Source organism: Pseudomonas sp. S3E12, from assembly GCF_001702295.1.
In the GTDB taxonomy this organism is placed as follows: domain Bacteria; phylum Pseudomonadota; class Gammaproteobacteria; order Pseudomonadales; family Pseudomonadaceae; genus Aquipseudomonas; species Aquipseudomonas marginalis.
In genome coordinates this window covers 87,027-110,321 of sequence record NZ_MBDT01000004.1, presented here as the reverse complement: position 1 = coordinate 110,321, position 23,295 = coordinate 87,027, and the positions used below count along the sequence as shown (strand labels likewise).

The 23,295-nt window shown below is 55.2% G+C and carries 15 protein-coding genes and 1 pseudogene; 5 read left to right on the top strand and 11 right to left on the bottom strand.

Going from position 1 to position 23,295, the window contains the following annotated elements; translation table 11 throughout:
• Window positions 1-56: 56 nt before the first annotated feature.
• Window positions 57-545, bottom strand: a complete 489-nt coding sequence (locus BB029_RS04025; RefSeq protein WP_027605327.1) for a DUF3015 domain-containing protein — start codon at window positions 543-545, stop codon at window positions 57-59.
• 268 nt (window positions 546-813) lie between these two features.
• On the opposite strand from BB029_RS04025, the gene BB029_RS04020 reads away from it, so the two are divergent.
• Entirely contained in the window at window positions 814-3,252 is a 2,439-nt protein-coding gene (locus BB029_RS04020; RefSeq protein WP_065938302.1) for a Lon protease family protein, read from the top strand.
• 297 nt (window positions 3,253-3,549) lie between these two features.
• Window positions 3,550-3,867 carry a hypothetical protein gene (locus BB029_RS04015; protein WP_027605329.1) on the top strand — a complete coding sequence of 106 codons (318 nt, stop codon included), beginning with the start codon at window positions 3,550-3,552 and terminating at the stop codon, window positions 3,865-3,867.
• A 6-nt stretch (window positions 3,868-3,873) separates the two neighbouring features.
• On the opposite strand, the gene BB029_RS04010 is transcribed toward BB029_RS04015, so the two are convergent.
• On the bottom strand, window positions 3,874-5,697 hold the full coding sequence (locus tag BB029_RS04010) for a hypothetical protein (protein ID WP_083236332.1): 1,824 nt from the start codon (window positions 5,695-5,697) through the stop codon (window positions 3,874-3,876).
• 163 nt (window positions 5,698-5,860) lie between these two features.
• On the opposite strand from BB029_RS04010, the gene BB029_RS04005 reads away from it, so the two are divergent.
• Window positions 5,861-6,349 carry a TIGR00645 family protein gene (locus tag BB029_RS04005; RefSeq protein WP_017253710.1) on the top strand — a complete coding sequence of 163 codons (489 nt, stop codon included), beginning with the start codon at window positions 5,861-5,863 and terminating at the stop codon, window positions 6,347-6,349.
• Between the two features lie 15 nt (window positions 6,350-6,364).
• Here the strand turns inward: BB029_RS04005 and BB029_RS04000 are convergent, their stop codons facing one another.
• From BB029_RS04000 to BB029_RS34090, 5 genes and pseudogenes are all read right to left on the bottom strand, one after another.
• Window positions 6,365-7,804: a glycosyltransferase family 39 protein gene (locus BB029_RS04000; RefSeq protein ID WP_065938301.1), complete on the bottom strand. Its 1,440-nt coding sequence runs from the start codon at window positions 7,802-7,804 to the stop codon at window positions 6,365-6,367.
• A gap of 149 nt (window positions 7,805-7,953) precedes the next feature.
• Entirely contained in the window at window positions 7,954-10,116 is a 2,163-nt protein-coding gene (locus tag BB029_RS03995) for a methyl-accepting chemotaxis protein (protein ID WP_065938300.1), read from the bottom strand.
• 132 nt (window positions 10,117-10,248) lie between these two features.
• Complete coding sequence (locus BB029_RS03990) at window positions 10,249-11,364, bottom strand: HD-GYP domain-containing protein (protein WP_083236331.1); 1,116 nt, start codon at window positions 11,362-11,364, stop codon at window positions 10,249-10,251.
• A 75-nt stretch (window positions 11,365-11,439) separates the two neighbouring features.
• Window positions 11,440-12,372: a chemotaxis protein CheV gene (locus tag BB029_RS03985; protein WP_065938299.1), complete on the bottom strand. Its 933-nt coding sequence runs from the start codon at window positions 12,370-12,372 to the stop codon at window positions 11,440-11,442.
• Between the two features lie 352 nt (window positions 12,373-12,724).
• Window positions 12,725-12,856, bottom strand: a pseudogene (locus BB029_RS34090) (DUF6124 family protein); the annotation flags it as partial.
• Window positions 12,857-13,062: 206 nt separating this feature from the next.
• Between BB029_RS34090 and BB029_RS03980 the strand changes: the two are divergent.
• Window positions 13,063-14,232: an MFS transporter gene (locus BB029_RS03980; protein ID WP_065938298.1), complete on the top strand. Its 1,170-nt coding sequence runs from the start codon at window positions 13,063-13,065 to the stop codon at window positions 14,230-14,232.
• Between the two features lie 610 nt (window positions 14,233-14,842).
• On the opposite strand, the gene BB029_RS03975 is transcribed toward BB029_RS03980, so the two are convergent.
• From BB029_RS03975 to BB029_RS03960, 4 genes are read right to left on the bottom strand one after another with little or no spacing between them, the layout of a single operon-like run.
• A complete protein-coding gene (locus tag BB029_RS03975; RefSeq protein WP_065938297.1) occupies window positions 14,843-18,040 on the bottom strand; it encodes a type I restriction endonuclease subunit R in 3,198 nt (1,065 codons plus the stop codon).
• The gene (locus BB029_RS03970; protein ID WP_256558124.1) at window positions 18,040-18,747 is read right to left on the bottom strand and encodes an abortive infection family protein; all 708 of its coding nucleotides are present in this window, start codon (window positions 18,745-18,747) and stop codon (window positions 18,040-18,042) included. Before BB029_RS03970 ends, BB029_RS03975 begins: the two co-directional genes overlap by 1 nt.
• A 35-nt stretch (window positions 18,748-18,782) precedes the next feature.
• Window positions 18,783-20,102 carry a restriction endonuclease subunit S gene (locus tag BB029_RS03965; protein ID WP_065938295.1) on the bottom strand — a complete coding sequence of 440 codons (1,320 nt, stop codon included), beginning with the start codon at window positions 20,100-20,102 and terminating at the stop codon, window positions 18,783-18,785.
• Window positions 20,092-21,681 (bottom strand): class I SAM-dependent DNA methyltransferase, encoded by a 1,590-nt coding sequence (locus BB029_RS03960; protein ID WP_065938388.1) that lies wholly within the window; start codon window positions 21,679-21,681, stop codon window positions 20,092-20,094. Before BB029_RS03960 ends, BB029_RS03965 begins: the two co-directional genes overlap by 11 nt.
• 833 nt (window positions 21,682-22,514) lie before the next feature.
• Between BB029_RS03960 and BB029_RS03955 the strand changes: the two genes are divergently transcribed.
• A complete protein-coding gene (locus BB029_RS03955) occupies window positions 22,515-23,051 on the top strand; it encodes a LasR-specific antiactivator QslA (RefSeq protein WP_065938294.1) in 537 nt (178 codons plus the stop codon).
• Window positions 23,052-23,295: the final 244 nt, after the last annotated feature.

Here is a 23,295-nt window from a genome sequence, read left to right as displayed (position 1 = left end):
GGAGAGGCGGGTCCAAAAATAAAACCCGCGCCTGGGTAGGCGCGGGCAGGACGAGCTTAAGCCTGGGTAGCGTATTTCGCCAGACGGGCATCGCCTTTCAGTACAGCCAGGGTGTTGTTGTGCACGTCTTCAGCGGTCACATCGGCCTTGCTGAAGATTTGCTGGAAGTGTTCGTGAGCCACGGCAGCGAAGTGCTCGCGATCTTCCGGAGCAACGCCCAGTACCACGGCGTAGGTGGTCAGTGCTTCGCCATTACCCTTGGCCATGTCTTCGGACAGCTCGTTCATCATGCCATTCATGGCAATCCAGGACTTGCCGCCGTAGGTCAGCGCGCTGTTGGTGCTGCAACCGTTGGTGCCCGAGGTCATGCCGAAGGTGGCGTTACCCGAAGTACCGTTGGTGGTGGAAGCCAGGAAGTGAGCTGGAGTACCGCGCTGGCCTTCGAACAACATGTTGCCCCAACCGCAGTTCGGGCCACCTGGTGCTTCAGCCATTGCATTGAGGGAGACGACGGTGAAGAGAGTACCGAGAAGGATCCGTTTCATAGCTTTGTTCTCTTTGTGTGCAAACCAATGGACAAGGGTTCAGGCACTTCATAGCGCCCTAGGGATCGGTTATTAGTCCAACCCGCGCAGTTTGGAGTTTAGGCACGTTCCAAGGGTTCCGTGTGTTTTTATAAAACAATCAGCATTGTCGCGATTTTTTTGGCAGGGCGCCTCCCGTGTCCAGGGTTTCCCAACGGCGCGCCTTGCCAGAGCGCGCAACAGGGAGCCAGAATGCCGTCATCTGCCCCGCCTGATGTAAGGAAGCCCGATGCCTGATCCTGTTGCTGCCAGCTTGCGTCTAGCGCCCGAAGCGCTGACTCGCCCTTTCTCCGCTGAACAGTTCAGCTTCTCGACCACCAATGATTTGGAGCCCTTTCGCGGTGTGCTTGGCCAGGAACGTGCGGTTGAAGCGTTGCAGTTCGGTGTGGCCATGCCACGCCCCGGTTACAACGTATTTGTCATGGGCGAGCCGGGTACCGGCCGCTTTTCGTTCGTCAAACGCTACCTGAAAGCCGAGGGCAAGCGCCTGCAGACCCCGGCAGACTGGGTCTATGTGAACAATTTTGACGAGCCTCGCGAACCCCGCGCCCTGGAATTGCCAGGCGGCGGTGCGGCGGCGTTCATTGCCGATATCAATGGCCTGGTCGACAACCTCGTCGCGACCTTCCCGGCGGTGTTCGAACACCCGACTTATCAGCAGCGCAAGAGTGCCATCGACCGCGCCTTCAACCAGCGCTATGACAAGGCCCTGGACGTGATCGAGCGCCTGGCCCTGGAAAAGGACGTGGCGCTGTACCGCGACAGCTCAAATATCGCCTTCACCCCGATGCTCGACGGCAAGGCCCTGGATGAGGCCGAGTTCTCCCAGCTGCCGGAAGTGGATCGCGAGCGTTTCCACACGGATATTTCCGAGCTGGAAGAACGCCTCAACGAGGAATTGGCCAGCCTGCCCCAGTGGAAGCGCGAGTCCAATAACCAACTGCGTCAGTTCAACGAAGAAACCATCACCCTGGCCCTGCAGCCTTTGCTCGCACCGCTGTCGGAAAAGTACGCGGAGAACGCCGGTGTCTGCGGTTACCTGCAGGCCATGCAGGTGTACCTGCTGAAAACCGTGGTCGAGCAACTGGTGGACGACGCCAAGACCGACGCCCAGGCCCGCAAGCTGCTCGAAGAGCAATACTGCCCGAGCCTGGTGGTGGGCCATGCGGTCAACGGTGGCGCGCCGGTGGTGTTTGAACCGCACCCGACCTACGACAACCTGTTCGGCCGTATCGAATACAGCACCGACCAGGGCGCGCTGTACACCACCTATCGGCAGTTACGCCCGGGTGCGTTGCACCGTGCCAACGGCGGTTTTCTGATTCTTGAAGCCGAGAAGATGCTCAGCGAGCCGTTTGTGTGGGACGCCCTCAAGCGTTCCCTGCAGTCGCGCAAGCTGAAGATGGAATCGCCCCTGGGCGAACTGGGCCGCCTGGCCACCGTGACCCTTAACCCGCAGATGATCCCATTGCAGGTCAAAGTCATCATTATCGGTTCGCGCCAGTTGTATTACGCGCTGCAGGACGCCGATCCGGACTTCCAGGAGATGTTCCGGGTGCTGGTGGATTTCGACGAAGATATTCCGATGGTGGACGAGAGCCTGGAGCAGTTCGCCCAGTTGCTCAAGACCCGCACTTCGGAAGAAGGCATGGCGCCGCTGACTTCGGACGCGGTGGCGCGGCTGGCCACCTACAGCGCACGGCTGGCGGAGCACCAGGGCCGTTTGTCGGCACGTATTGGGGATTTGTTCCAGCTGGTCAGCGAAGCGGACTTTATCCGGCACCTGGCAGGCGATGAGATGACCGATGCGGGCCATATCGAGCGCGCGCTGAAGGCCAAGGCCACGCGCACCGGGCGTGTGTCGGCGCGGATTCTCGACGATATGCTCGCCGGGGTGATCCTGATCGACACCGCCGGCGCGGCGGTCGGCAAGTGCAACGGGCTGACGGTGCTGGAGGTCGGCGACTCGGCGTTCGGGGTGCCGGCGCGGATTTCCGCCACGGTGTACCCGGGCGGCAGCGGAATCGTCGACATCGAGCGTGAAGTTAACCTCGGGCAGCCGATTCACTCCAAAGGCGTGATGATCCTCACCGGTTACCTGGGCAGCCGCTATGCCCAGGAATTTCCGCTGGCGATCTCGGCGAGTATCGCGCTGGAACAGTCCTACGGTTACGTGGACGGTGACAGCGCGTCCCTGGGCGAGGCCTGCACGTTGATCTCGGCCTTGTCGAAGACGCCGCTCAAGCAGTGCTTTGCGATCACCGGTTCGATCAACCAGTTTGGTGAAGTGCAGGCCGTGGGCGGGGTCAACGAGAAGATCGAAGGCTTCTTCCGCCTGTGCGAAGCCCGCGGTTTGACCGGCGAGCAAGGGGCGATCATTCCCCAGGCGAACGTGGCCACGTTGATGCTGGATGAAAAGGTGTTGCAGGCCGTGCGCGCCGGGCAATTCCACATCTACGCGGTGCGTCAGGCCGACGAGGCATTGAGCCTTCTGGTGGGCGAGGATGCCGGTGAGCCGGACGCCGAGGGGCAGTTCCCGGAAGGCACGGTCAATGCCCGCGTGGTCGAGCGCTTGCGCGCGATTGCCGAGATGATCAGCGAGGAAGACCTGAAGGAAGCGGAGAAGGAGCTGGCGCAGCAGGCGCTGGCCGAAGCCAAGCCCACCTGAGTTCTGAGGCCAGGCCGGATCAAACATGTGGGAGGGGGCTTGCTCCCGATTGCGATAGGTCAGTCATGTAGATGTCGACTGACACACTGCATCGGGAGCAAGCCCCCACACATTTGGATCTGGTTACGTCACTAAATTGACGTCCTTCCGAGGGGCCAACGTCCGTTGGTCCCTACAGCCTTGGTTTGTCATGTTTTTATTCTATTCTGAGCCTTAGGGATATCCACAGGAGTCGCTGGATAGAAACAGCCTCGCCATAGGTTGAGGCTGAACACCGATCTACCGAGGGTCGCCGCCATGCCGCGCAACCTTTGCCTTACCCGCCAGTGCTTCGGCCTGGTTACCCGAATCGAATGTTCCGTTCGCCCGCTCGCGGGGGATAACGGGATGTGGACCTTGTTGTTTGCCGCCGGAATGACGGGTGAGCAGCCTTCCACAATCAAGTCCCAGGGCCCGTTTCATGGGCCCTTCGTGGCAGAAAGCATGCTGCAATCGATCGTCGACAGCCTGACCCTGCATGGCTATGAGCTGGCGGGTGACCCGCAGATCTGGTGCCTGCACATGCAGGCCCATCTGCGGCAGCTCAATGGCAGCCATGAGCAACTGGCGCTGTAGGCGCGGTTATTTGCTCTCGGGTTTGTCCAGCTTGACCTCAAAGCCGTATTGCACGGTACTGAGGTCGGTGCGCTGGTAGCTTTCCAGTGCCGTCGGCTGGCCGTAGAAGTAATGCACGTCAAACAAGGCCGTGCCGTATTCCTCGGCGCGATGGCTGACGCCGAGGATTTCCTTGAGGTAGTTGCCGCTGGCGTCCTTGGCGTAGAAGCGCCAGCTGTCGGCGGGGAACTCCTTTTGGTCGACGATCAGTGCGTTGTCCTTGAGTGATAAACCCTTGGGCAGCTTGGCCGCATCGATGTCGCCTTTCTCGATAGTCGCCAGGAACAGCGGGATCGAACCCACCACAAACGCCGGGTTTTCCGGGAACAGGTTGAGATCGTAGGTGAGGGTGCCGCGGGCCGGGTTCAATTCATACGCCTCGGTCGGCAATTCGATGGGCTCGCCGCGTTCACCTTTCTCATCGGCAGTGAAGAACGTCACCGGTGATTCGCTGCTGTTGCGCTCGCTGCCCACCAAGTCGTCATTGAAGGTGAATGGGTGGTCGAACACGATATGGGCGGCGCTGGCGTCTTCGACGGACTGGCTGATGGTGACGCTGTTCTTCAGTTGTTCCTCGGTCAACGAGGCGTCCTTGAGCCAGCTGGCGGCGCCGTCGTCGTACACGGTGACCGGCATGGGCAAGGCTTGTACGGTTTTTTCCAGGCTGTTCTTGTCGAAGCGCAGGACCGGCAGGTCGAGGTCCTTGCGGGTGACCGTGGCCGTGGAGAAATCCAGCACGTTGATCTGCAGGGTGTCGATCAGGCCATTGAAATAGACCTTGGCGTAATGGCTGCTCTGCTTGTGTTCGAAGGCTTTCTGCTCATCGACCAGTTGCTTTTCAAACCCATCGGACCAGGCCTTCTGTTTTTGCATCTCGGCCAATTGCTTCTGGTAGAACTCGACTTGCGCGCTGCTTTCGTTGATCGAACCCGAGCGTGTGAGGAATTGCCCGGTGCTGTCCCGCGCCTGTACCAGCAAGGGGTTAGGCGATTCGTCACCCACTTCGGGGGCCAGTGGTTGGCTGTTGGTCAGTTCGATTTCGGCGTAGTTCTTTTCCAGGAGCAGCAGGTTGACGGTGATATTGCCTTCGGTGCGTTTGTGGCCGACGTCCTTTTTCGACAAGTCGAAGGTCAGCACCTTGCCCGGCGCGATCACTTCCACTGCGCCTTTGAGGCGAACGGGTTGCGGCTGGCTTTTGTTTTCCGTCTCGATGCCATCGATGAACGGGTAGGTGACCGTCAGGTCATCCGGGTTGGTCAGGTTGGAGCTGCTGGGGCTCAACTGGATGCCGGGATCGGTTTCCGACCATTCCGGCTGGAACGGCACGACCTTGTTGTTGCTCAAGGTGACGGACTGCCATTCCAGGCCGTGGGGGAAGGGGAACTGGTCCGGCACATTGAAGTTGAACGGGAAGACCGGCTGCAGATCGGTCAGGTAGTCGGAATGTGAGGCTTTGCGCAGTACGAACAAGCCATTGATGTAGGTGTCCACCAGCCCTTGCGGCGTGGGGTAGTGCTTGAGCAGCGCGAGGCTGTCCTCGCCGTATTCGGCCTCGATGGGCTTGGTGGCGAGCTTGACCCGCGCCCGTTCCAGCAGCAGCAGCGAGCCGCCGAGGTCGGCAATGGCGTCGCGCAGTTTCGGATCCTGGATGCTGTCGAGGGACTGCTCGAACTTCGCGGTTTTCTCTTCGAGGGTGGCCTGTTTCTGCTCATCGCTTGGGGAACAGCCGCCGGCCAGCAACAAGGCGGCGCACAGGCCAACGCTGGCCAAAGGGGATCGCACATCCATCATCTGAGTTTTTCCTGTCCGACGTCATCGAGCCGAGTTATTGGGCTCGACACTAGCAGAAAAATTCTCTTACAGATGCCGCCCAGGTCAGTTTTCTCGTGGTTACAGGTGTCTTATAGCGGCTGGTATACTCGCCGCCATTTCTAGCCATGCTGTGTGAGATCCAATGGAACGCTTTATCGAAAATGCTATGTACGCCTCGCGCTGGCTGCTGGCGCCTATCTATTTCGGCCTGTCCCTCGGGTTGCTGGCGCTGGCGCTGAAATTCTTCCAGGAAGTGATTCACCTGCTGCCGAGCGTGTTCTCGATGGCCGAGTCCGAGCTGATCCTGGTGCTGCTGTCGTTGATCGACATGGCCCTGGTCGGCGGCTTGCTGGTGATGGTGATGATTTCCGGCTACGAGAACTTCGTCTCGCAGCTGGACATCGATGAAAACAAGGAAAAGCTCAACTGGCTGGGCACCATGGACTCTTCGTCGCTGAAGATGAAAGTGGCGGCCTCCATCGTGGCGATTTCCTCCATCCATTTGCTGCGCATCTTCATGGACGCCAAGAACGTCGATCCGCAACACCTGATGTGGTACGTGATCATTCACATGACCTTCGTGATCTCGGCGTTCGCCATGGGTTACCTGGACAAGGTCACCAAGCACTGATGCCCCGCGCTGGCCTTACTGCTCGATGAAGTAGTAGGGCTGGCGGTTGATGGCTATCTCCTTGATCACCGTGACCTTGGTGGTCAGGTCGTTGGTATGGTCCAGCAGCGCGACGTTGCCGGGCTTGGCGGTCAAAAAGTGCTGAAGCTCGGCTTCGGTCTGCAGGATCGGCAGGTAGGCCTGGGTGTAGAACACGCTGGCGCCGGCGATCCGCTCATTGGGCTGAAACAACACCACCTCCTTGCCTTCGGCTTGCAGTGCCTGGATCTGACTGATCAACGGCACGAACGACTGGCGCACGTCGGCTTTGGGCGCGAACCAGAAAGCAGCGATCAGGTAGCACGCCACTGCCAGGGTGAAAACGCCGCCAATCACGCGGCGGTGATAGGCGTACAACGCCGGCTTGTGATCCTTCAGCCATTTCAGCAGTACCCGCACATATTCCGCAGCCAGTACAGCGGCGGCCGGTGTCAGGGCCATCAGGTAAACCGTGCGCTTGCTTGAGGCCAGCGTCAGCAGGGTGAATTGCGCCACCAGCCATACGCTGAAAAACAGGCGATAGCGGTTACGCACCAGGCTTTTCCGGAAGTGCCACAGGCCCAGGTACACCAGGATGTTCCACGGCAGGAAGGCCTCGGGCAGCTTGGCGATGTAGTAGTAGAACGGCTCGTAATGCCCGGCCTCCACGAACGAGCCGCTGAAACGCCCGACGCTGTTGGTCCACAGCACTTCGCCCACGGCCTGCATTCCGCCGCGCTGGAACAGGAAACCCAGCCAGATCATCAGTGGCACCAATGCCAGCAGGGTGAACAACGCCGGCTTGAGCCAATCGGCGAGGCGCAGGCGCTTGTCCATCAGGCTGGTGCTGGCCAGGTACACAAAAATCACGATGCCCGGCATCGCCAGGCCCAGTACGCCTTTGCTCAAGGTGGCGATCACCATGCCGGCGGTAAACAGCGCCCAGGCCCAGGTCGTCGAGCCTTGGCGCTCGGACTCAGGCCGCATCGCCTGGTAGAACGCCAGCAGCGCGGTGGTCACGCCGAGGCTGAGCAGTGAGTCTTCCCCCACGCCGCGCACATTGCTCCAGTAGCTGGCCATGGTCGCCAGGATCAGCGCCGCACTGAAGGCCAATGTTTTCGGGCGCCCGAACCGGCGCAGCATTCCATAGAACAGCATCACGCTGAACAGACCGGCAAATGCCGAGGCCAGGCGGACCGCCCCAGGCGTGCCGCCGAACAGGCGAATCGCTCCGGCGTCCAGCCACAGGCTCAAGGGCGGTTTTTCCAGGAAGGGTTCACGAAACAGTTGCGGCACGACCCAGTCATTGTCCAGGTGCATGGCCATGGCGATCCCCGCGACGCGGGCCTCGGTGGAGCCTTGCAGTTCGTGGTTACCCAGGGCAAAGAAGAACAACAGAGCAGCAAGCAGGAGCAGCAGGGGGGCGGGGCGCGTCATGGAGTCTGGCTACCGAGGCAGAAGGCCGTTCGGGGGAACGGCTCGCAATCGGTGAGTATAGGGAGACGATTCTTAATATTTCATGAATGGGAGTGGGTTTATATCGCTGGGCCAGGACGTTGATGTACCCCCTGGCTTTGCGTGAGGCATTACGAGGCTTTGACTTTGAAGCGGCTCAGGCCCTGTTGCATGGCGTTGGCTCGTTCCGAGAGGTTCTTGGCCGCCACCGCGCATTGTTGGGAGTTGACCTGATTCTGCTGGGTGACTTCGTCGATCTGCTCCAGGCCGATGCTCGCCTGCTGCAGGCCGGAAGCCTGTTCACTGGAGGCTTGGTAGATCAACGACACCAGGCTGGACACCGTGCTGGTGCCGCTGACGATATTTCTCAACGAGTCGGCTGTACGGCCTGCGATGATCATGCCGCGCTGGGTCTTGGTCGAGGAGTCGGCAATCAGCGCGGCGGTTTGCTGGGCGGCCTCGGCGCTGCGGGCGGCGAGGCTCCTGACCTCATCGGCGACCACCGCAAAGCCACGGCCCAGTTCGCCGGCACGCGCGGCCTCGATGGCCGCGTTCAGCGCCAGCAGATTGGTCTGAGCGGCGATGTTGTCGATGGTGGTGATAATGGCCGTGATGTCTTTGCCCGAGTTGTCGATTTCCGCCATGGCGGCGATCAATTCACTCATCAACTTGTCACTTTCCCCGGCGTCGGCGCGGGAAGCCTGGGATTGCTCGTCGGCCTTTTTCGCATTGGCGGCGTTGTCGGTGGTTTGCGCTGCCATCTGGGTCATCACCGCACTGATTTCAGTGATGGACGAGGCAGAATTGGACGCGCCGTCGGACAGCGACTGGCTCAACTCGGTGACCTGCGCGGAACTGCCGGTGATTTGCGTGGCGCTGGCCTGCACCTGGGAAATCAAGGTGTTCAGGTTGCCGACCATTTTTTCCAACGACTTGCCCAGGGTGTCATTGGGCGAGGACAGGCGCACTTCCAGATCCAGGTCCCCTTCGGAAATTCGCTCGGCCACGCGCACCTGGCGTTGCAGGCTTTCCGACATATCGTTCAAGGCAAAGGATAATTGGCCCACTTCATCTTCAGATTTTTGCACCAGCCGACGCGAGAAATCCCCCAGGCTGATGTTGGCGGCCAGGGCCGCTGCTTCACGAATCGGGCCGACGATTTTCGCCGTGGCCAACCACAGCGCCAGCAATGCCAGCAAGGAGATACCCACGCCGACCGAGACCTGCCAGATGCTGCTCTTGACACCGCGTGACTGCAGTTCCTGCTCCAGGGCAATGGCCTGGCTCATGACCACCGCCTTGGGCAGATGGATCACGATCGCCCAGGGCTTGCCGGTGCGGCCCAGGTTGATCGGCATCTGCACTTCGATTTCCTGGGAATCCGGGTTGAACCGGCTGTCTCCCTGACCCTTCTGTACATTGCTCAACACGTTCTCCCAAGAGCCGGGCAACAACGCTTTCAATGACTGGCCAATGAGTTCCGGGCGTTTACTGTCGGCCACCACCAACCCTTGATTGCTCAGGATCGACACCGAGCCTTTGCCGCCATACAGGTCGGCGGACATTTGCTCGCTGAGTTTCTGGATAAACGAAATGTCGAAGTCTGCACCGACCACGCCGTAGAACTTGCCATTGGCGGTGATCGGTACCGACAGCGTGGTCAACCACACATTTTTGCCTTGCACCACGTAGGGAAGTGGGTCCAGCACGCTTTCTTTCTGGGTGTCCCGCGGGCCGGAATACCAACCGCCCTTCAGCACACCATTGGGGTGGCGGGCATCGGAATCGTACTCAACCAGCGGTTGCACGGCGATATGGCCGTCTGAACTGCGTGTCCAGTAAGGCGTGAAGCGGCCCGTCATCGGGTTGTTACCGCCCTCATTGATACGAAAGGCTTGATCCTGGCCGTCCAGCGCATCAGGCTCCCAGCATGAATACGTGCCGTTGAAGTCGGGGTTGTCCTTGAGCACGCTGAGCAGCATCGCATTGATCTGCTCGCGGCCCAGGGTCAGCGGGCTCTGGGCACTTTTACTCGCTCCAAGGGTATTGGCCATTGTGCGTGCCGAATCCAAGGCGTTTTGCAGTTTTGCCTGGATGGCATTGGCTCGCGACTCAGCCAGGTTTTGCACTTCGCGGATAGTGGCGCTTTCAATCAGGGTTGAAACTTCAGTGCCTACATAGGCCTGGTTGGCGTTCGAGGAATACAGGCCATACAGCACCAGGCTCGCACAGGAGATAAACAGGCAAAGTCCGGCGGTGAAGCAAATTCGAGTCTGCAGTGAGTTGAATTTCATGATATTTCCTGCCCATGCTAATAGTCGCCAACATCATCGAATGTCGACATTCCGGTACTTTCTTTGCACAAGGCATAGTGTTTTATCATTGGCTGCTTAGGCATATACATGCGGTACAGCGCTGGGTGTTGCTTAATGCTCTTTGGGCGTCTCTTCATCGAGCCATAAACGGTCGGTGTTTTTAAAACCGTAACGCTGGTGCGGCACCCTCGCGACAATCCGGTCGGGTTGTGCGGGATCACTCAGGTCTATTATTTTCGGCGTTACATGGATATTCAGAACGGGCAGGAAAAACACTTTTATTTTTGGCGTCAATAAAGAATCAGGATGTTGTTCTATGACTACGCCGATACTGCCACTTTTCAATTGAACGATAGAACCGATCGGGTAAATACCCACGGACTTCAAAAACGCACGAAATACCTCATCATCAAAGTGTCCGTCCCATGTGGACATTTGCTGGATGGCGACGGCGGGGTCCCAGCCCTGGTTGTAGGAACGGTCCGAGGTGATTGCATCGTAGACATCGCATACCGCCGCCATCCGGGCCACCAGGCTGATCTGGTCACCCGCCAACTGATGGGGGTAGCCGGTACCGTCGAACTTTTCGTGGTGATGCAGGCACACATCCACGACCATTTCGCACATCTGCGAGGCCGCCAGCAGGGTTTTCTCTCCCTCCAGTGGATGGGTGCGCACCAACTGCAATTCGTCACTGCTCAACCGGCCAGGCTTGTTGAGGATGGCACCTGGTATGGCCATTTTGCCGATGTCGTGCAGCAACCCGGCCATCCCGACCCGACGAATCAGTGCGGAGGACAGGCCCAATTGATTGCCCAGGGCAATCATCAACGCACACACGGCGACCGAATGCATGTAGGTGTAGTCGTCGATGCTTTTAAGGCGTGCCAGGCTGATAAAGGCGTTGGGATGGCGGGCGATCGAGCTCGAAATGTCGTCCACCAGTGCACTGACGTCTTCAAGCTCCAGGGCCCGGCCCATGCGGGCATGGCCGAACATTTCGACCACGGCGGCCTTGGCGCGGCTACAGATTTCCTGTGCGGCGACCAACTCGTCCTGCATGGAGGTGGGGACGACGGCGATGACCGGAGCAGCTGTTGGGGGCTGGGTGGCTGGCGGAGCGCCGCAGCCCAGGGCGCACGGCCCCTCTGAGGGTGCACCGTCCCGCCAGAAGGGCTTTGCCTCGCCGTCAGGCGCCTGCAGATTGAGTTCATTGCACTTCAACATGGTATGCCCTCTGTTGATGTTCTTCTTATACGTGTCTCATCAGCCTCCCTGGCTTGAGCAGTGTTGTCTTGCCTTTCAGATCGGGCTCGCGGCCTTGATACGCGCGACTACGCGGCCTGCCAGGTCATCCGGGCGAAACTTCGCCAGGAAGTCATCGGCCCCGACTTTCTTGACCATGGCCTGGTTGAAACCGCCCGACAGGGAGGTGTGCAGCACGATATGCAACTTGGCCATGCGCGGGTCGCCGCGGATTTCGGCGGTCAGGGTATAACCGTCCATTTCCGGCATTTCGATGTCCGAAATCATCATCAGGAACTCCTCGTGCGGGTTGCGCCCCTCGTCGAGCATGGCCCGAAGGTAATCCAGCGCCTGGCGCCCATCGTTCAAGGCGACCACCTCGACGCCTACCGTCTCCAGGCAGCGGGTCACCTGTTTACGCGCCACCATCGAGTCGTCCACGGTCAACACACGCAGATGCCTGGCCTGTTGGGTGACCGCGTCATCCACCACGCCGACCGATATTTCCTCGGAGGAGGGCGAGATTTCCGTCAGCACCTTTTCCACGTCGATGATTTCGACCAGACGATCATCGGCACGGGTAACGGCCGTCAGGTAATTGTTGTCGCCGCTGCCCTTGGGGGGCGGATGAATATCTTCCCAGTTCAAATTGACGATGTGTTCAACCGCATAGACCAAGAAGCCCTGAACGCGGTTGTTGTACTCCGTAAGTATAATAAAGGCGCTTTCTTTATCCGTGATCCCGGGCAGCCCCGTTGCCATAGCGAGGTCTAGAATAGGAATGCAAGCGCCGCGTATATTGGCAACACCACAAATGTTGTTATTAGACTTTGGTAGTGGAGATAACTTGGGGCAGCGAATAACTTCCCGAACTTTAAAGACGTTGATTCCGTACAGCTGTTGGTCGTTGAAGCGGAATAGCAATAATTCCAGCCTGTTCTGACCGACCAGTTGTGTACGGCTGTTAACGGATGCCATTACACCTGCCATACACACCCCTTGATTCTGGTTGGAACAGCGTTGATGTCGTAATGACATTATCATATGTAGGGGAATGTAAAATATATGTGAAATAAAAATTATCGAGGGGTTTATCGTTAAAGCAATATCGACGCGGATGAGTAGCTATTCAGGTGGGTGTTTTAAAATAGTTAGTTGGCTAACTTGCTAGTTTGGGAGTTGATAATGATTAAGATTGGAAAATAGCAGGGTGGATGTATGACCACAAAAGGCCGAGACGCTGAATGCGACTCGGCCTTTCTTGTTAGTGGAATGCGCGCGCGTCTTGGGTGAGTACCAGCACTCGTTCGACCAACAGTTCACCTGGCACGATCAATTGTTAGGTGGCCAGTAGCTTGTGACGGTTGGCACCTTCGAGCTCGAAGGCCTGGTCGGTGGTCATGGCGTTGAGTGAGGCGACGGTTTCGCTTGCTTGACTCAGCAGGGGCTCGGGGGGGGGCGGTGCGTAATACATGCTTCACCGCGGGATAGTCGAGCCGGAACAGATGGGTCATCGTCGGGTGCTGGAAATTGCTCTACCCTTCCTCGAAAGCCTCTAAGGCAGCCAGGCCGACTGGACGCCTCTGGACACCATCTGTGCGCTGTTTCACAAGCCCGAAGGTGAGCTCTGCCCGTGGTTGTTCGAACACTTTAGCGCTGTCTAGCCAAGGTCGGTCACGAATGGAAAATACCGGTATTGAGTACACCGACAAACAACGCTGGTTTGCGCTCACCAAGATAAACACGCTCTCGGCCCTGTCACAGGTCGTGCAGATAGGTACCGTCACTCCGCTGCTGTCGCTTTCGCTGGATCAGCAAGGGGTCGAGCCGGCAAAGATCGGGGTGATTGTCAGTGCCTCGTGGTTGGCGATCCTGCTGCTCTACAAATGGGTTCCGCGCTTGCTGGCCCATTTGGGGCTCGTCAGGACGAATATCCTCAGCGCAGCGCTGACGATTGCCGCGCTGATCGGTATGACCTTGACTACCCATTTGGTACTGATTTTTTCGCTGAATTTCGTGCTCGGTATTGGCTTGATCCTGCGCTGGATTGCCTGCGATACGTGGATCCTCGCGGTCGCCTCGAAAGACGAGCGCGGCCGGGCGATCGGCGTACATGAGACCTTGATGGGCCTGGGTATTGCTGTTGGCCCGCTGCTGTTGGTGGTATTCGGCGTCGGGAGTACCGCGCCTTACTACGCCTGTGCCGTGATCGTGTTGTTATCCGGCGCGCTGGTCTTAACCCTCAAGGACTACGATACGCGACCGCAAACCCCGGCGGAAAAACGCCATGGCAAGTTATTCAGCGTCATCCCTACGGCGCTGTGTGGCGCGTTTATCGCAGGCTTTTCGGAAACCTCATCCGTATCGTTCCTTGCCGGCTACAGCCTCTCGACCGGTTATCTATTGACCGCCGCCACCCTGCTGATATCGGTGTTCGGCATTGGAGGCACCGTCCTGCAACTGCCGATCGGTTGGATGGCCGACCGCAGTTCCTACAAGGTCGGTCAATTAGTCTGCGGCTTGATACTGTTGCTGGGCACCCTGGCTATTCCGTTCAGCCAGCCGCTCCCTTGGTTGGCGACGATTACGGTGTTCCTCTGGGGAGGCGCCATTGGCGGCATGAACACCCTGGCAGTGATCGAGGCGGGAGACCGTGTGGGCGAACATCAAGTGTCCACCGCCATGACGGCGATTGCGATGTTCTACACCTTGGGTAGCGTATTGGGTCCCATTGCCACGGGCGCCACAGTGTCCTATGTCAGCGAGCATGGGCTGATGATCTCGGTGGGGACAGTCGGTGCGGTTTTCATTGCAATGTTGATGTTGCGCAGAGCTCCTGCATCAGAGTGAATTGCGTCTGTACCTTGTTTAGCGCTGTATCCCGGTTGCGCCTCTGCTGGAGATAAATTCGGAGAACGTCGTCTTCACAAGTGCAGGGGGGCTTTCCCAAGACTGGTGCTGTGCAGCCGGGAATACCATTGGAATACCAAAGCGTCTGGAACTCAAAAAGCGCTAGAAAGCGCAAAGCAGTCATCAAAACCTTGTGTTTGCTGGATTTCAGGCACAAAAAAAGACGTCCGTGGACGTCTTTAGATGATGAAGTGGTGGACCGGGGTAAGTTGAATTGATTTAGTAACCTATTGATTTATATGATCTATGTAAAAATTTAATTTTAACTGGAATACCAGTTGGAATACGACGCGAATTTGCACGGGGTAGACGAGCAGCTTGCCCATTTAAGGCCCTCCACGGTCTCTACAAAGCCAGGCGCGATTCAGCAAAGTACTAGCCTTGTTCGCACTCCTCTGATCATTTGAGTAGCTGTCGTGACGACTTGACCTGAGACAGGCACCACATGAGGCAGCGACTGACGTAGGGATTGTACGGGGCGGTAGGTGATTGCGGTCCCTACCGCGTCCTATCTTAGTCATCCAGAGACCATTTATTAATGGCCTCTGGCTTAGTTATGGCTCCATGTGGACGATAGTGCTTCTGCTTGTTGTAACACCGTCTGCACTGCAACATCCTGCAAATCTGGGGGATAGCCGTATTTACGAAGGATGCGCTTGACTAGCACACGAAGCCTAGCTCTAGCTGACTCACGATGTGCCCAGTCTACGGAAACATTTTCACGCAGGCTGACCAATAATTCATAAGCAATCAAACGCAGCTTTTCATCTCCCATCATCTGCAACGCTGATTCGTTTTCGGCCAGAGCATCGTAAAAAGCAATTTCCTCATCGGACAATCCCTGTTCCTCGCCCCTGCTTCGTGCGGCGCGGATATCTCGTGCAAGGTTTATTAAGTGCTGAAGAACTTCAGCGGTGGTAATGGCGTTCGCGTGATAACGTGATATAGCATCCTCTAATCTTTCACTGAAGGTACGCGTCTCTACTACGTTTGTCCGAGTTCGGGAACGAATGCTATCGTTAAGCAACTTACGAAGGGCCTCCAACCCCAAGTTTTTCTTGTCCATTTGTTGAATTTCTGCGAGAAATTCGTCCGAGAGAATGGATATATCCGGAGTTTGTAAGCCTGCGGCAGCCAAAATATCGACTATCTCAGTGGAAACCACTGAGCGGCTAACAATCTGCTGGATAGCCAACTCCCGATCCTGCCTTAGCATGCCGGTGCCAGAAGCAGTCTTCACCAATGCAATACGAATTGCCTGGAAAAACCCCACCTCTTCCCTGATAACCCTTGCTTCATCCGAACTGGCTGCCAAGGCAAATGATTTAGAAAGCGCAAGAACACTATCTGCAAAGCGTCGCTGTGCCTTTCTTTTGGCTTCATGTGTCTTTTCCACAGAAGCCCATTGCTGCTGTTTGTTAAGAATCCACTCGATGGCTCCCGCCATCATTTTTAGGCGTTCACTGGGCGAGCCGTCCAAAACAGTGCGGTAATCAAATCCATGGAACATATCCCTTACTACTTCGTACTTTTCCTGCATCACGGCTATAGCTTCGGCTTCGTTTATTCCCGTCTTGTCTTGGTCGGGTTTCGAATACTGTGCTAGCGCAGACTTTAGATTCTGTGCGATACCAATGTAGTCTACGATAAGACCCCCCGGCTTATCTCGGTACACGCGGTTAACGCGAGCGACTGCCTGCATCAAGCCGTGGCCACGCATGGGCTTATCGATATACATAGTATGCATACTTGGGGAATCAAATCCGGTTAGCCACATGTCGCATACGATCACAAGGTTGAGTGAGTTATTTGCGTCGCGCGCGCGTTTAGCAAGTAAGTCTCTGCGAGCATTATTACCAATGTGTTGTTGCCATTCAGCGGGGTCGGAGGCATTGCCCGTCATGACGATTTTAATTGTGCCAGCATTATCATCTGTGCTGTGCCAGCTTGGGCGCAGCTTTACGATTGTGTCGTAGAGAGCGATGCAGATTTTTCTGCTCATGCATACAATTATCGCTTTACCATCAAGTGCCGCAATGCGATCTTCAAAGTGTTGTACTAGATCGGTGGCCACTAAAGTCAGCCTCTTTTCGCTGCCTACAAGGGCTTCTACGGTGCTCCACTTCTGTTTAGTACGCTCTGCATCGGACTCTTCTTCATCTTCTAGAAGCGCCTCTATTTCCGCATCAATATGCGGCGTTTCGTTTTCATCTAGTTCGATACGGGCCAGCCTTGACTCGTAGTAGATTGGTACAGTTGCACCGTCCTCTACCGCACGACTAATATCGTAGATGTCGATGTAGTCACCAAAGACCGCTGGTGTGTTAACGTCGGTAGCTTCGATTGGCGTGCCCGTGAAACCAATGAAAGATGCATTGGGCACAGCGTCTCGTAAATATTTGGCAAACCCATAGGCTATTTCACCGGTTTTGCTTGCAAACTTTGCTTTGAAACCGTACTGACTACGATGTGCCTCGTCAGCAATGACAACTATGTTTGAGCGATTTGTAAGTGGTGAGTAATCAGTCTCTGTCGCAGGAGGGGAAAACTTCTGCAAAGTAGTAAAAATAACTCCCCCAGAGGCCCTGCTCAGTAGTGTGCGGAGATGTTTTCGGCTCTCGGCCTGTACAGGAGTCTGTCGGATTAAATCTTCACACATCGCGAACGTAGCAAAAAGCTGATCGTCTAAGTCATTGCGATCTGTGAGTACTATTAGAGTAGGATTGGCCATTCGTGGCTCTACTACTAAAACGCCTGCGTAAAAAGCCATGAGCAGGCTCTTCCCTGAACCCTGAGTGTGCCAAATCACTCCAGCCTTATGATTCCCCGGCGCTTGGTTGGCGACGTTGGTCAAATCATTGGTTGATGAATGGGTAACCTTACTGGTTGAGCTCGCTCGGAGCGTGGAAGCGACAGCCTTCTTCACCGCGTGGAACTGATGATAACCAGCGATTATCTTATTCAAGCCTCCGCTGGTTTTACCGAAAACTGTGAAGTTCCGTAGCAACTCAAGTAGCCGCGATTGATCGAGAACGCCGCCAATTAGGGTTGTCAGTTCCGGAGTTCCTAGAGGCGCAATTTCCTGACCGTCAACAGTGCGCCATGGCATAAATCGTTCTAAATCGGCGGAAAGCGATCCAACTCGAGCCGAAAGTCCGTCCGAGGTCACGAGAAATGCATTTGTACGAAATAGCGCCGAGATTTGCAATTTATATGTTTGTAGCTGATTAAAGGCGCCGACTAAAGATGCGTTCTCGCTACTAGGCGCTTTTAGCTCAATTACTACTAATGGCATACCATTGACGAATATCACCACATCCGGCCTACGCTTTATTTGCCCTGATACTACTACGAATTGCCGCACCGCCAGCCAGTCATTACTCGTCACGTCGTCAAAATCGATGAGTCGAACTTTGCCCGCAGTTAAAGTACCATCCTCGGCATAATATTCAACATCAACACCTTCCGTTAGCAGGCGATGAAGGCGATGGTTCTCATCCAGCAGGTTGGGCATTTCAGATTGTATTACGCGACGTACAGCATCTGCCTGTGCTTCGGGAGGGAAACTAGGATTAAGTAGAGCTATTGCTGTGGTGAAACGCGCCTTAAGTATCACCTCGTCATATGATTCTCTCTCCGGCAGTTTGCTATCCGGGCCGATCAAATCATCAGATATACAGGCATATTGCAATGCAGCTAGTTGACCAAGTAGCGCTGTTTCTAATTGGGCCTCTGATAGAAAAGCCATTAGAGTTCTCCTGCTTCTTTGGCTTGACCCGCGATCGTGACAGGAACGCCGCGCGCAGCGATCAGGGCTTCGATGTAGGCATCGCGATCAAGTAGATAAAGCAGACGGCTGATAGGTATGTTTAGAGAGAGAGATTCGTTGCTAGGTAAGAGAATCTGAAGCGTTGAGTCTCCATCATCGTCTATTTCAAGCGTTAACCTTACATGTTCATCTATTAGTTGATTAAAACTTTCAAATCGTTCCCATGGCTCGCGAGAATTGACAGGGTCGAGGTGGGTTTCCAGGTATGCCTGATGTAAAAAAGTTACGAGGGCGTCGGCCGCCAAGATCGACGAACGCCTGTGATGGATTGAAAGCTTATTAAGAAAGCCGTCTCGTCCATGGCTTACCGGGCCTGACTCATTGCGGAGGTCACCTAGAGCGGTAGTCAACTTGTGATGTTGCGAAACCAGCTTCAGGAATTTGTTGTTCTGATTTTCGCCAAGTTTCAAAACGCGCACTGCAGCGCCAACCCATTCCCCGAAGTCTGGTGCACTCGCTTTAGGTTTAATAGGATGGGTTGGAGAATCAAGTTCGTCTACGATGATGCGGCAGAATACCTCGACGATTGACTTTGCACAGTCAATACATGCGTCATTGTCCTGTTCTAGGGTTCGTTCCAACGCCTCGAATGTCTGTTGCAGCATCTCTGCATCACGCCAGTGCATGCAAGCGTCGCGTATACCGGGGCACCAGTCCAAATTCATATATTGTCTTCTATAAAACGCTTGGCATTTTTAATACGAAGCTCGCCTGAAATTAGCTTTGGCAATAGCGTATCGCGAAGGGAGACGAGGGTGCGAGACTCTTCTACGCTGGAAAAAATCTCTTCAAACCACTCTAGAACCAAGGTCTCAAATTTTTTAATTATCTCGGGAGGCGGGAGCGGACGTTTAATTGCTTCAAACGTTTGCCTAGTAATAGTTGAAAAAACGGAGCCATGTGCCATCGACTTAAGTTGATCCACCATCTGCTGTGCCGTTAGGTAAACAAAATAGTCACCTATGCCCGCAACGCCTTGTAACCCGTAGCATGATTGATTGAATGAAATAGGGCATCCAGCAATCGCGAGGTTTCCAACCGTGCCCCGGGCGGAAATAATGGTTGTACCTTTCGGAACACGCCTGGCGGAGCTCTCTGCTAACCCCTGTTCTGTAATTGACTTCTCGGTTGTGATCACGAATACATCGCTAGCCGATGGTGTATCGACTACCGAAAACCAAGGTATATCACCGCCCCAATATTCTGTGACAGAGGTTTTTGGTGTTCCACCACCGATAATGGTAAACATTGAACTTAGCGGTTTTTCATCCCAACCTTCTGGTTTACCACTCGCATCGAAGCGTTTGGGAAAAATTTCCCAGATTTCAGTGGGCAAATAGGGCACGCGGCCCTCCACTTTTGCGCGGACTGGACCGAAGTCGACGAACCAGTCGTTAAAGAGCGCACGAGCCATAGACTCTAATGTCTGATTTCTTTGGCGGATAAGTGCGATCTTGTCGTCAAAAGATCCTAGGATGTAGGCGATAGCCCGTTGTTCGGCTAGCGGAGGAATACGGGTGGTAAAACTCTCAATTCTGCCTGGAGACGTGTGCTTCACAGTTGTTCCCGTAGCCGAACCGATTACCCATGATCTATATTCATGGGATCGCAGAAGATATTCGACAAATCGAGGAATGGCAGGCGCCTTATGCTTGAACTCCAAAAGCCCAACTCGCTGGTTATGAAGCCAAGTGTTGGAGTCGTCAGGAATACGACCAGCAAAACCCAAGGTGTCGGCTTCCTTGCTGAGATCCGTCATTGTAACGACAATCTGACCCGGTTTCAGTATGTAGTCGCCTAGAATCGGACCGCGATAATATCTTCGTTTTTCGTCCTTAAATCCTCCGCCAACAGCGAAGTTTCCAGGTGTGACGAGAACGGTTTTGTGCTTCTCGTTGGTAAAATGTTCGCCTTTAAAAGCGAAGCCGTGCTTTACCTTAAATAAATCACCAAGAGAAACATCCTGCCACTCACCCGCCATATCCAAGCTCCTTCAAATTGGCTTCGATTACAGTCGTCAGTCTCGTAGCTTCCTTTTGCCACTGTCTCCACTCAGCGCTCAATCGCTGCATTTTTTCGGAGAATACTTCACTATCGATTTCCGCTGTTTGGGCACCGACGTAGCGCCCAGGCGTTAGTACATGGCCATGCTCGCGAATCTCTTCCAATGTAGATGATTTGCAAAAACCAGGTATGTCTTGATAATTACCGGCATTTTGCTCCCCGCGCCAAGCATGATAAGTGGTTGCGATCTTCAGTGCATCGTCATCTGTAAGTTCGCGGCGGGTACGATCCACCAGTTGTCCCATATTTCGGGCGTCTATAAATAGCACTTCGCCACGACGATCCCTTAGATGCGATTTTCCTGCTTTGCCGTTGGATTTGTCGCGTGCTAAAAACCATAGACAGGCGGGAATTTGCGTTGAATAAAACAATTGCCCCGGCAGAGCAACCATGCAGTCCACTGTATCTGCCTCAATCATGGCTTTACGGATATCTCCTTCGCCACTTTGCCCTGAACTCATCGAGCCATTGGCCAGCACCACTCCAGCGGTTCCAAACGGTGCAAGGTGATGGTATATGTGCTGAAGCCAGGCGTAATTGGCATTTCCGGCGGGTGGCGTACCGAATTTCCAGCGCACGTCGTCCTTCAAACGTTCGCCACCCCAGTCAGAGATGTTAAACGGGGGGTTGGCCAGTATGAAGTCAGCTTTTATAGGCGCACCATCGTTGCCACGTTTGGCCGCGAATTCGTCTTTATGGAAGCTGCCTTCGTTATTCCACGATATGTCGGCGTCAATGCGGCGAACAGCTAAGTTCATTTTTGCTAATCGCCATGTTGTGTAGTTGCTCTCTTGGCCATAAATAGCTATATCGCCGATGCGTCCGCCATGCTCTCGCACGAACTTTTCGCTCTGAACAAACATGCCCCCTGAACCGCAGCACGGGTCGTATACTCGACCTTGATAGGGTTCAAGCATCTCCACCAGAAGTCGGACTACTGAGCGCGGCGTATAGAACTCTCCTCCGCGCTTACCCTCGCTACCCGCAAACTGGCTGAGGAAATATTCATAAACTCGTCCAAGTACGTCCTTGGACTTGTTTTCACCTTCACCCAGTGCTATCCCTGAAATGAGATCAATTAGTTCACCCAGCATTACCTTGTTGAGCGCAGGGCGAGCATATTCTTTAGGTAGAACGCTTTTCAGTGATTCGTTATCTTTTTCAATTGCCCTCATAGCATCGTCGACTAAAGTACCAATCTGTGGACGCTTGGCATTTGCTTTCAGATGCGACCAGCGAGCCTCTTTTGGAACCCAAAAGATGTTATCGGCAATGTATTCGTCCTTATCTTCCGCTGCTAGTGGATCTTCCTCCAACAGTTCCGCGTGGCGGGCTTCGAAAGAATCGGAGATGTACTTGAGAAATATTAGACCCAGTGCAACATGCTTGTAGTCGCTTGGTTCCATATTTCCGCGTAGCTTGTCTGCTGCTTTCCACAAGGCATCCGCATAGTCAATCTCGGGATTGAGGGCTTGGTTGGGCTGCGAATCTTTCATTTTTGGTTGCGTAGGTTGGACCCCGAACTTCTCAATATGCACGACCGTATTCTCAGCCGGCGCGAGTGCCACTGACCCCCCACGGCCTCGTCCTGGATTAATGCGTTTTGTTTCAATGAGTTGTTGCTTGATACGCTGATAAGTGCTTTCCGGCCAGGCCAGAGCCTCAAGCAGTCGCTGATTACCCGCACTGCCTCCAAGCGAGGCTAAAGTGGCGATGAAATGCTCGATTTGTTCTGCGGTAGATGTCACTTGCTTTTCCTATGGCTTAACGCCAGCCAGTTAGCTGCCTCACGGCTTGATACTCTGGGATCCGGCGTCGGTGGCGTCGGCGCATTTAATCAGTGTCTGACCACGTGGTCGAGCTCCCACGACGGTAATAGGCGAAGACGCATTCGGCGGCTATGTCTCAATTTGGAACGTACCAGGTTTCCTGGAGACGGTTTGTCTGCGTAAAGGCGGAAAATGTAAGCGACTCGTGATGGTGCGAGGTGGCGTGACCTAAGCTGACAGAAACACAGATAAGCCCTCATTCGGATGCCGAGCTTATTTATGTGCATGCTTGTGTTCCTGCGGCTTCACATTTACGCTTTGCTTCGTCGCGGTCAATCCCGCGACCGGGCGTCAGAACCTGAATCAAAACCAAGGCGCGGTATCTTCCATTCCGCACAGCTAGCGCTTCGAGTGCTAGCTGCTGCTTTTTTATGGCGAACCGTGCGGGGCAGGCTTCGGCCTGGCCGGTTCCTTGGTTTCCGGTTTCTGACCCCCGTACGGTTTCGTGCGCCACCCTGGCCGTTTGTTTCGTCCCGCAAACTATCTCGGAGGATTCCGCGATGTTTGATCTTTCGCTTCTAATCGGTCTTCCCAAATCCAGCAGCATCGATACTGCGTTGCTTACTCCTGAAGATGCCGCAATTAAGCTACGGCAGGCTGCCACGCTTCGGCTCAACGGAGCGCAGAGTATTCTGCTTCATTTTCCGCAAGACGTTGAGCTGGCGGTAGAGCTGTTGGATGACGCGGCAGTGCTGTTTGACAAGGCATTCCGATATCTGTCCGGTATCCCTGCTCAGCGCGTTCATCAACAGATTGGTGAGTATGTTTCAGTCCCTTCCGCTGAAGGCTGTCCCGGTATCCGAACACCATGGGGCAATGAATTCCGCCCGGTGATTGAGGACGGCGTTCGATGTGCTGAGACCTGGCTCGATGGCTCATCATTACCGCTGTGGTGGGCACTTGCGCAAAACCGAAAGCATCATCGTCCAGGTGACCCCCAAGAAGCATTTGAAGCCGGTTTTCTGCTGCGGTTGCAGCAGACGCTGATCATGCGGCGTGAGGCAGTGATTTCCCAATCAACCAGCTTTGATGCCTGAGTCTGTAATTGGCGTTTGAGACTTTGCTTTTCCGGCCAAACCCTCCGATCCAGCGATCTTTGATCGCGCCGATCGGAGGGTTCACTCGCTTTTTCTCGAAGCGACCTCGTTCCATCCTCCCATTTCAAATTCATCAGCGTCACGCCTGCTTTCACCCATCAGTAACTTCCCGCGATTCCTATCGAGCGCAGCGCCGTTTAAGTGTCAGAGCGGATCTTTCCGTGGGCTCATGAATGAGATGTGG